Source organism: Streptomyces sp. M41 (genome assembly GCF_043673425.1).
GTDB lineage: Bacteria > Actinomycetota > Actinomycetes > Streptomycetales > Streptomycetaceae > Streptomyces.
The window spans coordinates 26,468-39,011 of record NZ_JBIMKE010000048.1; the positions used below are offsets into that span (position 1 = coordinate 26,468).

The 12,544-nt window shown below is 73.3% G+C and carries 11 protein-coding genes; 4 read left to right on the forward strand and 7 right to left on the reverse strand.

All coding sequences use genetic code 11. From position 1 onward, the window contains the following. Positions 1-10: 10 nt before the first annotated feature. From ACHBTE_RS34670 to ACHBTE_RS34680, 3 genes are read right to left on the reverse strand one after another with little or no spacing between them, the layout of a single operon-like run. Positions 11-1,342 carry a bifunctional RNase H/acid phosphatase gene (locus ACHBTE_RS34670; protein WP_394729549.1) on the reverse strand — a complete coding sequence of 444 codons (1,332 nt, stop codon included), beginning with the start codon at positions 1,340-1,342 and terminating at the stop codon, positions 11-13. Between the two features lie 11 nt (positions 1,343-1,353). Continuing rightward, positions 1,354-2,097: a zinc ribbon domain-containing protein gene (locus tag ACHBTE_RS34675; protein WP_394729571.1), complete on the reverse strand. Its 744-nt coding sequence runs from the start codon at positions 2,095-2,097 to the stop codon at positions 1,354-1,356. Further along, complete coding sequence (locus ACHBTE_RS34680) at positions 2,094-2,948, reverse strand: Nif3-like dinuclear metal center hexameric protein (RefSeq protein WP_394729551.1); 855 nt, start codon at positions 2,946-2,948, stop codon at positions 2,094-2,096. The genes ACHBTE_RS34675 and ACHBTE_RS34680 overlap by 4 nt, the downstream gene beginning before the upstream one ends. 221 nt (positions 2,949-3,169) lie before the next feature. Here ACHBTE_RS34680 and ACHBTE_RS34685 point away from each other — a divergent pair, with 221 nt between their 5' ends. Further along, entirely contained in the window at positions 3,170-4,447 is a 1,278-nt protein-coding gene (locus ACHBTE_RS34685) for a hypothetical protein (protein WP_394729553.1), read from the forward strand. 96 nt (positions 4,448-4,543) lie between these two features. Next, a complete protein-coding gene (locus ACHBTE_RS34690) occupies positions 4,544-4,711 on the forward strand; it encodes a hypothetical protein (protein WP_394729555.1) in 168 nt (55 codons plus the stop codon). Positions 4,712-4,832: 121 nt separating this feature from the next. Here ACHBTE_RS34690 and ACHBTE_RS34695 read toward each other — a convergent pair whose 3' ends face one another. From ACHBTE_RS34695 to ACHBTE_RS34705, 3 genes are read right to left on the reverse strand one after another with little or no spacing between them, the layout of a single operon-like run. Further along, a complete protein-coding gene (locus tag ACHBTE_RS34695; protein ID WP_394729557.1) occupies positions 4,833-5,822 on the reverse strand; it encodes a 3-oxoacyl-ACP reductase in 990 nt (329 codons plus the stop codon). Between the two features lie 29 nt (positions 5,823-5,851). After that, a complete protein-coding gene (locus ACHBTE_RS34700) occupies positions 5,852-6,928 on the reverse strand; it encodes a Zn-dependent alcohol dehydrogenase (RefSeq protein ID WP_394729559.1) in 1,077 nt (358 codons plus the stop codon). A gap of 31 nt (positions 6,929-6,959) precedes the next feature. Beyond that, positions 6,960-7,835 carry a MaoC/PaaZ C-terminal domain-containing protein gene (locus ACHBTE_RS34705; RefSeq protein ID WP_394729561.1) on the reverse strand — a complete coding sequence of 292 codons (876 nt, stop codon included), beginning with the start codon at positions 7,833-7,835 and terminating at the stop codon, positions 6,960-6,962. A 1,105-nt stretch (positions 7,836-8,940) separates the two neighbouring features. On the opposite strand from ACHBTE_RS34705, the gene ACHBTE_RS34710 reads away from it, so the two are divergent. After that, on the forward strand, positions 8,941-10,212 hold the full coding sequence (locus ACHBTE_RS34710; RefSeq protein WP_394729563.1) for a sensor histidine kinase: 1,272 nt from the start codon (positions 8,941-8,943) through the stop codon (positions 10,210-10,212). Between the two features lie 80 nt (positions 10,213-10,292). Next, on the forward strand, positions 10,293-10,925 hold the full coding sequence (locus ACHBTE_RS34715) for a response regulator (RefSeq protein WP_394729573.1): 633 nt from the start codon (positions 10,293-10,295) through the stop codon (positions 10,923-10,925). Positions 10,926-11,002: 77 nt separating this feature from the next. On the opposite strand, the gene ACHBTE_RS34720 is transcribed toward ACHBTE_RS34715, so the two are convergent. Then, positions 11,003-12,421: an MFS transporter gene (locus ACHBTE_RS34720; RefSeq protein WP_394729565.1), complete on the reverse strand. Its 1,419-nt coding sequence runs from the start codon at positions 12,419-12,421 to the stop codon at positions 11,003-11,005. Positions 12,422-12,544: the final 123 nt, after the last annotated feature.

Here is a 12,544-nt window from a genome sequence, read left to right on the forward strand (position 1 = left end):
TGACGTGCCGTCAGGCCCGCAGGTGTGACGTGTCGTTGAAGAGCCGCACGCTCGCGTTGCCGTCCGCGTAGTACGCGACCGCCGAGAGGGAGGCCGCCGACAGCTCCATGCGGAACAGGGCCTCGGGCGGGGCGCCCAGGGCGAGGCGTACGAACGTCTTGATCGGGGTGACGTGCGTGACGAGGAGGACCGTGCGGCCCGCGTACGCCGAGATCAGCCTGTCGCGGGTGGCGGCGACACGGGACGCGGTGGCCGCGAAGCTCTCGCCGCCGCCGGTGGGCCGGGCCTCGGGGTCGGCGAGCCAGGCGGTCAGGTCGTCGGGGTGCCGCTCGCGGACCTCGCCGAAGGTGAGCCCCTCCCAGGCGCCGAAGTCCGTCTCGCGCAGGCCCTCGTCGACGGTCACCTCCAGACCGAGGCGGGCGGCGACGATGCCGGCGGTCTCCCGGGTACGGGCGAGCGGTGACGACACGACGGCCTGGACGGTGCCCCGCCTGGCGAGGGCCGCACCGACCCGCTCGGCCTGCTCCCGGCCGATGTCGGACAGGGACGGATCGCTGCCGCCACTGCCGGAGAACCGCTTCTGCGGGGTGAGGGGGGTCTCGCCGTGCCTCAGCAGTACGAAGGTGGCGGGCGCGCCCATGTCGGCGGGTGCCCAGCCGGACGAGGGCGCCGCCACGGTGCGGGCGGCCCTGACGTCGTCCTCGGCCTTGGCCCTGGGCTCGGCGTCGGCAGCGGGCGCGGGAGCAGGAGCGGCGGCCGAGCCTCGCCCCTCCGCCAGCGCCGCACGCGCTCGCGCCGCGCCCGCGGCAGCGTCTCCCGGCGGGCCGGACGGCTCAGGCTCGGCGGCAGCCTTCGCGGACCTCGCGGTCCTGGCGGCCCTCGCGTCGGCAGCATCCAGCTCCGCCATGGAGGTCGCGGCCGACCACTGCTCCCCCCGCTTCCCGGCGTCCATCGCCTCGTTGGCGAGCCGGTCGGCGTGCTTGTTCTGCTCGCGCGGGATCCACTCGTACGTCACCTGAGGGGCCGGGAAGACCCGTGCCGCCTCGAAGGCGAGCGGCTTCATGTCGGGGTGCTTGATCTTCCAGCGGCCCGACATCTGCTCGATGACCAGCTTGGAGTCCATGCGGACGTGGATCGTGGCCGCCGGGTCCAGGGTGTGCGCGGCGCGCAGTCCGGCCACCAGGCCCCGGTACTCGGCGACGTTGTTCGTGGCGACGCCGATGTACTCGGCCGTCTCGGCCAGCGTCTGGCCGGTCGCCGCGTCGATGACGACCGCGCCGTAGCCCGCGGGCCCCGGGTTGCCCCGCGACCCGCCGTCGGCCTCGACGATGAACTCCCGCACGGCACCGGCTCCTAGAGGCCGGACTCGGCCGTACGCACCAGGATCCGGCGGCAGTTCTCGCACCGCACCACCGTGTTCGGCGCGGCGCCGCGGATCTCGTTCAGCTCGGTGATGGCGAGCTCCTGGCGGCAGCCCTGGCAGGTGCGCTGGTACAGCTTGGCCGCGCCGATGCCGCCCTGCTGCTCGCGCAGCTTGTCGTAGAGCTTGAGGAGGTCGGTCGGAACGGCGCCCGCGACGACCTCGCGCTCCTTCGTCACCGTGGCCACCTCGCCGTCGATCTCCTCGAACGCCGCGTCCCGCCGGGCCGTCGCGTCGTCGACCTTCCCCTGCACGGCACCGACCCGCTCGGTCAGTTCGGCGACCCGCTCCTGGGCGGACTCGCGGCGCTCCATGACCTCGAGGACGACGTCCTCCAGGTCGCTCTGCCGCTTGGCGAGGGAGACGATCTCGTGCTGGAGGTTCTCCAGGTCCTTCGGGGAGGTGATGGCGCCGGAGTCCAGGCGCTGCTGGTCGCGGGCGGCGCGCTGGCGCACCTGGTCCACGTCCTGCTCGGCCTTGGTCTGCTCGCGGGCGGTGTCGCTCTCCTCGGTCTGCGCGGCCACCAGCAGATCGCGCATCTGGGTGTGGTCCCGGGTCAGCGACTCGATCTCGGCGTGCTCGGGCAGCGACTTCCGCTTGTGCGCGAGCTGCTGGAGGCGGACGTCGAGGGCCTGGAGGTCGAGGAGTCGGATCTGGTCGGCGGGCTCGGCGTTCAGTTGGGGGCTCCAGATGTATCCGTGGTGAAGGACGCCGCGTGGGCGGTCCAGGGGTCGGTGACCGTCTTCGAGACGTGGACGCGCAGGTCCCATCCGTGCCGGTCGGAGATCTCGTCGAGCTGGGCGGCGGCCAGCTCGCACCAGGGCCATTCGGTGGCCCAGTGCGCCGCGTCGAGCAGCGCGAGCGGACTGTGGGACACGGCCTCGGAGGCCGGGTGGTGGCGCAGGTCCGCGGTGAGGAACGCGTCGACGCCGGCCGCGCGGACCTGGTCGAAGAGGCTGTCGCCGGAGCCGCCGCTCACGGCGACGGTGCGGACCGTCGCCTCCGGGTCGCCGGCCACGCGGATGCCCTGCGCGGTGGCGGGCAGCCGTTCGGCGGCGCGGGCGGCGAGTTCGCGGACGGTGAGCGGGTGGTCGAGCTCGCAGACCCGGCCGAGGCCCCGGCGGCCCTCCGGGTCGGACGGGTCCGGCACCAGCGGTCGTACGACCCGCAGGTCCAGCGCGCCGGCGAGGGCGTCGCTGACTCCCGGGTCGGCGGTGTCGGCGTTGGTGTGCGCCACGTGCAGTGCGATGTCGTTCTTGATCAGCGTGTGGACGACCCGGCCCTTGAAGGTGGAGGCCGCGACCGTCGTCGTACCGCGCAGATAGAGCGGGTGGTGGGTGACCAGCAGGTCGGCACCCAGCTTCACCGCCTCGTCCACGATCTCCTGGACCGGGTCGACGGCGAACAGGACCCGGGAGACCTCCTGGTCGGGGTCGCCCACGACGGTGCCGACCGCGTCCCAGGACTCGGCCCGCTCGGCGGGCCACAGGTTCTCCAGCGCGGCGATGACTTCAGACAGACGGGGCACGAGGGACAGGCTACCTGGCCGTTCCGTACGGCTGTACCGGCGCCGGAGCTGCCGGTTCGGCCTCCCTCGGCGTCCACCGGCACGCCCCCGGCTCCCTCAGCACATCCGCCCCCTTCCCTCAGGCGAATCGTTCCTGTGCCACCCCTTTGTGTGAAGGGACGCCTTCCGATCCCACGTCTGTGCGTGCGAAAACTAGCTTCGTCACTGGAGGTGACCGGACCATGACGGCCTGTGCTATCGAGTCCGAGGCGGACCGTGAGGGCGACGACGCGCCTCGGGCGGAATGCACGATCACTGCGGACGGCTCCTACGCCGCCCGCCTCGCGCGGGACGGCGACTGCTGGTTCCCGGAGCGCTGGACCCTGGACGGCCCCGAGCCCTACGCCGTACCCCTGCCGGCCCACCAGCCCGAGGAACCGGGCACCGAGGTGCAGCCCATGGGCGACGGCCGAGTCCTGATCAGCCGCCGCACCGACGGACGGCAGGTCTTCTCGCTGCTCTACCCCACGGGGCCCGGCACCGGCGAGCTGCCGCTGGGCGCGGTGCCCTGCCCGCGGGAGCCGCGGGAGGGGGGCGGACTGCGGCTGCTGCCCCCGGCGCCGGGCGGCGAGAAGGCGTACGCCCTCGCGGTGGGCGGGCGCTCCAGCACCGTGTGGCTGGTGGCGGGGGGCACCTTCGGGCCGGAGCGCGTGGCGGAGATCCCGGGGCGCTGCTCGGGCGGGGTGTGGCTGGACCGGGGCGGGCGGATGCTGGCGCTCGACCGCGAGACGCAGGGCCGTACGAAGGCCGTCGTGGTCGATCTGGGACGGGGTGGCGAGGTGACACCGCTGCTCCAGATCGCCGCCGACAGCGACGACCGGCTGCTGCTCGCCGACCCGGACAGCGGGCTGCTGCTGATCGGTTCGGACGCCCCTTCGCCGGGGCGGACCCGGCTGGGCTGGGGAGTGCTGGGGAGCACCCTGCCGGTGCGCTTCCCGGAGTGTCTGCGGATGCCCGAGTGCGCGGTGACGCCGTTCGCGATCCAGCCGGGGCAGGTGCTGACGCCGGAGAACTGCGGGGTGGCGCTGCACATCCGGGGGCCGGTGGGCAGCTGGGTGGGGGTGTGGCGGCCCGCTGCGCGCCGACTGCGCCATCTCGCGGCGCCCGAGGGGTGGTTGACGGGTGCCGGGCTGTGGACACCGGACGGGGTACTGCAACTGCCGTACGCCACGGCGGAGGTGCGGTGCGGGGTGGCCCGGGTCGGGGAGTGTGCGGTGGATACGGCAGGGGGCGCGACGGGGGCGCCCGCCATGGCGGCGGAGGCGGCAGGGGCGGCGGGACCGGGCCGACGTCGGGAAGGGGAATCGGTGTCTGTGCCGGTGTCGGGAACGAGGTCGGGCCCGGAACCGAGACCCGAGCCGATGCCGTCCCAGCCGGTGGAAACGGACCCTCCGCGTCCTGTCGCGCCCCGTCCCGTGCCGTTGCAGCAAGCGCCCTTGGGCGGTCTTGTAACGAAGTAGTGGCGGTTGGCGTGGTCGCCTGGATTCGGTCCGCGGTGGGCCGGTTAAACTCGCCCGGCTGTTTGAAAGATCATGTTGACGGGGTGAGCTTTACCGATGAGCAACGCCAGCACGACCCAGCCGCTGTCCGAGGCCCAGGAGGCCGCCGGCCACGGCCGGCACCGGGGACCGGTCTCGGCCAGCGACGTCTCGGCGAGCGACAGCGAGACGGCCCCGCGTGGCCGTCACCGCAAGCCGGTCGAGGAGACCGAGACGGCGGCCTGACGCCGCGCGAGCAACGGTCCACGGCCCTGTCCCCAAGGGGGACGGGGCCGTTTCCGTTCCCTCTCCCGTACCCGCGTCCGAGCTCTCTCCGCCCGGCCCCCTCTGCGGGGCGACGGCCCCGTCAGTCGCGTTTCAGTCCCAGGACTTCCGCCGCCGCGAAGGTCTCGCCGGGCGGCCGGTCCGCGTAGTGCGCAGTGAGCAGGGCGTCGAGTTCGTCGTAGGTGAAGGTCTCCTGCTTGCTGTCGAACTTCGCCTGCACGCGCGGTCGTTCGACGATGGCCACCATGCCGCCGTGCACGACGAACAGCTGGCCGTTGATCCGGGCGGCGACCGGTGCGGCCAAGTAGCCGACGAGGGGGGCGACATGCTCGGGGGCGAGCGGGTCGAGGCCGTCCGCCGGTCGCTCCAGACCCGCGAAGACGTCCTCGGTCATCCGGGTGCGGGCGCGCGGGCAGATGGCGTTGGCGGTCACGCCGTACTTGGCGAGCGCGAGGGCCGTGGAGGTGGTGAGTCCGACGATGCCGCCTTTCGCCGCCGCGTAGTTGGGCTGTCCGGCGGACCCGGCGAGGAACGCCTCCGAGGAGGTGTTCACGATCCGCCCGTACACCGGCCCGCCCGCCCGTCTCCCACCACCGCCCTTGCGAGGAAGCGCTTCGCGCCCTTCTTGACCCGCCTTGAAACGCTCGCGCCAGTGTGCGGCGGCATGGCGGATGGTGTTGAAGTGGCCCTTGAGGTGGACCCGGATCACCGAGTCCCACTCCCCCTCCGACATGGAGAAGACCATGCGGTCGCGCAGGATGCCCGCGTTGTTGACGAGGATGTCCAGCTTGCCGAACTCGTTGACCGCCGACTCGACCAGTGCGGCGGCCTGTTGATGGTCGGAGACGTCGCCGGTGTGCGCGAGCGCCTCGCCGCCCGCCGCGCGGATCTCGGCGGCGACCTCCTCGGCGGGACCGGCGGATGCCTCTCCGGAGCCGTCCCGGCCGGGGCGGCCGTAGTCGTTGACGACGACGGCGGCCCCGAGCCGCGCCAACTCCAGCGCCTCCGCGCGCCCGAGTCCGCGTCCGGCGCCGGTGACGATCGCCGACAGTCCCTCAAGTGGCAGTGACATGAGCACCCTTCGGTCGGCCCGTCCCGGTGTCAGATCTCTATGCACGTACGCAGCGCCGTACCCGTGCGCATCTGGTCCAGGGCCTCGTTGACGTCGGCGAGCGGCACCCGGTGGGTGATCAGGCCGGCGAGGTCGATGCGGCCGGCGCGCCAGAGCGCGATGGTGCGTTCGTAGGAGCGCAGGACGTCGCCGCCGCCGTACATGGACGGCAGGATCCGCTTCTCGTCGAAGAACAGCTCGAACATGTTGAGCTGGAGGAAGTCGTCCATGGCTCCCGCGCCGACGATGACGAGGGTGCCGCCGCGCCGGGTGTTCTCGTACGCCGTGCGAGCGGTGGCGGACCGGCCGACGACCTCGAAGACGTAGTCGAAGCCCTCGCCCGCGGTGACCTGCTGTTTGGCGTCGGCCAGTGCGTTCGGGGAGACGGCCCTGGTGGCCCCGAACCTCAGCGCGGACTCCCGGCGCGAGGCGACCGGGTCGACGGCGACGATCTCGGCGGCGCCCTTGAGCCTGGCGCCCTGGATCGCGGAGATGCCTACGCCGCCGCAGCCGATGACGGCGACGGAGGAACCCGCCTCCAGGTCGGCGGTGTTGAGCGCGGCACCGAGTCCGGTGGTCACGCCGCAGCCGATGAGGGCGGCGATGTCGAAGGGCACGTCGTCGGGGATGGGCACCGCGCAGCCGGCGTCGACGACGACCTCCTCGGCGAAGGTGCCGGTGCCGGCGAAGCCGAAGACGTCACCGGCGTGGCGCTTGAAGTTGGGGGTGCCGGCGTTCATGAAACCGGCCAGGCACAGCTCGGTCTGGCCGCGCTTGCAGGCGGGGCAGGCACCGCAGGCGGGGAGCCAGCAGATGACGACCCGGTCGCCGGGCTTGAGGTGCCGTACCCCTTCACCGACCTCCAGGATCTCGCCGGCGCCCTCGTGACCGGGCACGAAGGGCCCGGGCTGCGGCAGTACGCCCGACATCGCGGACAGATCCGAGTGGCACAGCCCGGTGGCCCGTACCCGGACCCTCACCTTGCCGGGACCGAAGCCCACCGCCTCGACGTCGTCGAGGACCTCGAGCTTGTCCTGGCCTATCTCGTGCAGTACGGCTGCGCGCATGGTGCGGCTCCCCTCGTACGGCGTTGTGGACTCAGGTGTGTTCGACGACGGTGTCGGCGAGGACGGGTGTGTCGTCCCGCTCCACGGCACTGACCGCGACCCTCGTGGACCGCGGCGTGCGCCACATGCGGATGCGCAGGGTCTCCCCGGGATACACCACCCCGGCGAACCGGGTGGCGTACGACCGCACCCGGGTCACGTCACCGCCGAGCAGCGCGTCGACGACGGCCTTCAGCGTGATGCCGTAGGTGCACAGGCCGTGCAGGATGGGCCGCTCGAACCCGGCAACCTTGGCGAACTCGGGGTCGGCGTGCAGCGGGTTCCAGTCGCCGGAGAGGCGGTAGAGCAGCGCCTGGTCCGCGCGGACCGGCCGCTCGACGGTCCGGTCCGGGTCGCCGACGGGTGGGTCGAGGCGGGCGGAGGGGCCTCGGTCGCCGCCCCAGCCGCCCTCGCCCCGGATGAAGATCTGGGAGTCGTTCGTCCACAACGGCCCCTCGGTGTCGGCGACTTCGGTGCGCAGCACCAGTACGGCCGCCTTGCCCTTGTCGTACACCCCGGCGATCCGGTTGGTCGCGGTGGCGGTGCCTCTCGCCGGGATGGGCCGGTGGATCACCAGGCTCTGGCCGCCGTGCAGGACGCGGGCGAGGTCGACCTCGATGCCGGGCATGGACAGACTGCTGATCACGCCGGGCGAGCCGGCACCGGCGACGGTGGCGAAACTCGGCAGCACCTGCAGCCGGGACTCCAGGAGGTAGCGCAGCTCGTCGGGGTCGGTGACGGGGTCGGGGGTGTCCGGGCGGGCGCCCGCGCCGATACCGAGGTGGTAGAGCTGGACGTCCTTGGAGTTCCAGGAGATCTCGCCGGTCCGGGGCTCGGCGGCGAGGGCCTTGGCTGCGTCGATGGGCATACGGCTCCTGACAGTGGCTGAGTCAAGACCCCGGTACGGCCGTCCGCACCGTCGGCCGCACCGAGGTCGTCACGGGCCGTTCTAGAACGCGTTCCAGTCCGGCGCCCTTTGTATAGCCGAGCGCAGCGTAGTTGTGAAGGGTTCTGACGTGGTGTCAGGTGGGTGGGGTGGGGGCGGCCGGGGCAAGTGGCGCGGCGGGGTAAGGGCGGATCGGTCGGGGGGCGGGGCTGTGCCGGGTCGGGGCGCGCCGGGTCGGGTCGGTTCGGTTCGGGGCCCGGTCGGGTCGGGGCGGGGGCCGGGTTGGGGCCGGGCTGGGGTGTCACGGGATCGCGGTAGGGGCGTGCGCACGGGTTGGTGCCGGGCGGGACGTGTGTCAGGTCGCGCCAGGTGGACGGGGGATCGCGGCCGGACAGGGGCGGACGCGTGTGCCCGGTCGGGGCAGGAGTGCACCGGGCGCCGGGGGGTGAGGTTCGGGATCGGGTCGTACGGGGTGGGCGGATGTCGGCCAGGGCAGTCGGGCGTGTGCGGGGACGGCCCGGTGCCGGTCGGGACCGTCGGCGCCCTTCGGGACGGCTCGGTGCCAGTGTCCGCGGGACGCCAGGCGCCCGGTCCAGGCGTCGGCTTCGGTGGGGCAGCTGGCGTCTGACGGACGGCCCGATGCCGATTGGGACCGTCGGCGCCCTTCGGGACGGCTCGGTGCAGGTCGGGGCCGTCGGCACCCTCGGGACGGCTCGGTGCCAGTGTTCGCGGGACGCCAGGGGCCCGGTCCAGGCGGTCGGCTGTCGGTTGGGGCAACCGGACGTCCGCGGGGACGGCCCGATGCCCTCAGGGGCCGCCCGGTGCCGGTCGACGCGGGACCGTCGGCACCACCAGGGCGGCCCCAGTGCCGGTGTTCGCGGAGCGACAAAGGCCGGTCCCGGCGGTCGGCGCTCGTCGGGTCGCCGAGTTGTCGGTGTCCGGGGCCGCCGGGTGGGCGGCGCGGCGCCGGGGCTCGGTCGGGACATTTGTCCCGAGCAGTCGCGTACAGGTGAACCTGCCGGGCCACGGCGTGGACGCGTACGGTCGATGGTGTCGGTTCGCACGGCAAGCTGATCGGGGACGGGACATGGCCTGGTTGCGCAAGACCTCCTGTGAGCAGCACCGGGGCCCGAACGGTTACAGCCTGCTGCCCTGGCTGCTGATGGGCATGGGTGCCTGTTCCAACCTCTTCCAGGGCGAGACCCCGGACCCGTGGATCGGCGGACTCGGGCTGCTGACCTTCAATTCGCTCTACATCTACGTGGCCTTCCGCTCCTTCGAGAAGGAGAAGCGCGAGGCGGCCTCGACCCGGGTGGCCCTGGCGCTGATGGGCCTGGTCACCTGCGCTCTGGCCCTGTCGTACGGCGGCACCTGGCTGTTGTTCTTCCCGCTGCTCGGGCTGGCCACGGGCGCGGCCGTGCGGATGCCGCAGCTGCGTGTGGTCGGTCTGCTCCTGGGGATCCTCGCCGGTGCCGTCTCCGTCGCCCACGACGGCTGGACCGGGCTGGGCATCGCGTACGCGACCTGGATCTCCACCCTGGTGACGGCGGCGATCCTGTCCCTGTCCGAGGCGGTACGGGAGCTGCGTGCGGCCCGCGAGGAACTGGCCCGGCGCGCGGTCGAGGAGGAGCGCCTTCGATTCTCCCGCGATCTGCACGATCTGCTCGGCCACACCCTCTCGGTGATCGTCGTGAAGTCGGAGGCGGCGCGGCGGCTGGCCGAGCGGGACGTGACCGCCGCGGTCGCCCAGGTCGCCGACATCGAGTCGGTCGGCAGGCAGGCCCTCACGGAGATCCGCGAGGCGGTGACCGGATACCGCGAGGGCAGCCTCGCCACCGAGCTCGACCGGGCCGGCTCGGCCCTGTCCGCGGCGGGCATCAACCCCTCGGTCCACCGGTCCGGGCCGCCCCTCCCCCCGCAGAGCGAGGCGCTGCTCGGCTGGGTGGTGCGCGAGGCGGTCACCAATGTCGTACGGCACAGCGACGCGACCCACTGCGCGATCGACCTCGCGGGCACCCCGGACCGCGTCCGCCTGACCGTCACCGACGACGGCACGGGTACCGGCACAGGCGCCGGCACCGGCACACCCGCCTCGCCCGCGCCCCGGGCGGGCATCGGCGGCACCGGCTTGCGGGGCCTCACGGAACGCCTCGCATCGGCCGGAGGCACCCTGACGGCGGGGCCGGGGCCGGGTCCGCGCGACGGTTTCGTGGTGACGTCGGAGCTCCCGGTGGAGCCGGTGGAGTCCGTGGAGCCGGTGGAGTCCGTGGAGCCGGGCGGACAGGGCGAGCAGGGCGGGACGCCCTCCGCCCCGAGGGCGTCCGGCAGCCGTGAACCGGCGGGCGCGGGCATCGGGTGATCTCGGCGGACGCCCTGTTCGTCCCCGTCACGACCGGTGCCGACATGCCCTCGCCCGCCTACGCTTGGCCCGTGAACGAGATGCCGCGGGAGCGTCGGGCCGCCAAGTCCATCCGGGTGCTGCTCGCCGAGGACCAGGGCATGATGCGGGGCGCGCTCGCCTTACTGCTCGGGATGGAGCCGGACATCGAGGTCGTGGCGCAGGTGTCGGCCGGGGACGCGATCGTGGACGCCGCTCTCGCCCACCGCCCCGATGTCGCCCTGCTCGACATCGAACTCCCGGGCCGCAGCGGACTGGACGCCGCGGCCGAGCTGCGCGATCAGGTGCCCGACTGCCGGGTGCTGATCCTCACGACCTTCGGCCGCCCCGGCTATCTGCGCCGGGCCATGGAGGCGGGCGCCGCCGGTTTCCTGGTCAAGGACGGTCCCGTGGAGGAACTGGCCGTCGCCGTCCGCCGGGTGCTGACCGGGGAGACGGTGATCGACCCGGCCCTCGCGGCGGCGGCCCTGAGCGCCGGCCCCAATCCGCTCACCGCCCGTGAGCGCGAGGTCCTGAACGCCTCCACGGACGGCGCGACGGTCGCCGACATCGCCGCCAAGCTGCACCTGTCGGAGTCGACGGTGCGCAACTACCTCTCCGCCGCCATCGGCAAGACGGGCACCCGCAACCGGACGGAGGCGCTGCGGGAGGCCCGTCGGCAGGGGTGGCTGTGATCCGGCGGCTGTGATCCGGCCCGCCCCGCGCCCGCCCCCTCACCCGCTCCCTCGCCCTCGCCCTCGCCCACGTCACGTCACGTCACCGACGTCTTCCGCGGCAGCCACAGCAGCATCAGCACCGCCCCCGCCACCAGCACGACCGTCGACGTACGGAACACCAGGGCGTAGCCCTGCGTCAGCGCCCCCGCCGAGGTGCTCCCCGCCGAACGCGCCGCCGCGATCGTCGACATGACCGCGAGGCCCAGTGAACCGCCCATCGTGCGCGAGGTGTTGACCAGTCCCGACACCAGGCCGGCCTCGTCGGGCCGGGCCCCGGAGGTGGCCAGGGCGGCAAGCGGGGTGGCCGCCAGGCCCGCGCCCAGCATCATCAGCACCCCCGGCACCATGATCGAGGTCACGTACGCCCCCGTGACGTCCAGCGTGGACTGCCAGCCGAAGCCGACGGCCGCCACGACCGTGCCCAGTACGGCCACGTTGCGCACGCCCGCGGCCCGCATCAGCCGGGGCGCGACCTTGGAGCCGACGATCACGGCCAGGGAGCTGGGCACCAGGGCCAGACCGGCCTCCAGCGGGGTGTAGTGGAGGACGTTCTGCGCGTACAGCGTCATGAAGAACCACATGCAGAACATCGCCGCCCCGGACAGGAACATCGCCACGTTCGCCGACGACACCGACCGCAGCCGCAGCAGCCCGAGCGGCATCAGCGGAGCCGTCGTGCGCGCCTGAACGGCGAGGAAGGCGCCGATCAGGGCGAGCCCGGCGAGCAGCGGCACGACGGTGGCCGTGGCCGTCCAGCCCTCGGCCTCCGTCTGCGAGATGCCGTACGCCAGCGTCGCCAGCCCCGCCGTCACCAGCACCGCGCCCGGCAGGTCCAGCCTCCGCGCCTCCCCGGCCCGGCCCTCGACGAGCAGACCCGCCGCACCGGCCAGCACGATCGCGCCGACCGGCACGTTGATGAGCAGCACCCAGCGCCACGACAGCACCTCCACCAGCCCTCCGCCGACGAGCCCACCCGCCGCACCGCCCCCGGCGCCGACGGCCGTCCAGGTCGCTATGGCCCGCGCCCGCGCCGCCCCTTCCGGCACCGCGGCCGTCAGGATCGTCAGCGTCGAGGGCGCCAGCACCGCGGCACCGAGCCCTTGCACGGCGCGGGCGACGAGCAGCTGCCACTCCTGCTGGGCCAGGCCGCCGGCCAGCGAGGCCAGGGTGAACAGCGAGAGCCCGACGAGGAACATCCGTTTGCGGCCGTAGACGTCCCCGGCCCGTCCGCCGAGCAGCATGAACCCCGCGAAGGCGATGGCGTACGCGTTCACCACCCACTGCAGGCCCTGCGCGCTCAGCCCGAGGTCGGTCCGCATGGACGGCAGCGCCACGTTCACGACGGACACGTCGAGCACGACCAGGAACTGTCCGGCGCACGCGAGCGCCACCACCAGCCAGGTGGGCGGCGCGGTGCGGGCGATGGGGCGGGTGGCGTCAGCGGCTCGGAGCATGCCTGTCATGTTCTCAACCGCCGACGCTCCTGGCATCGGGATTACGGCCTAGGTGTATTGATCACGAGCGTTGTTGACACCGGTGGGGCTTGATCATGGCGAAGACCTCCGGTGTGGTGGAGC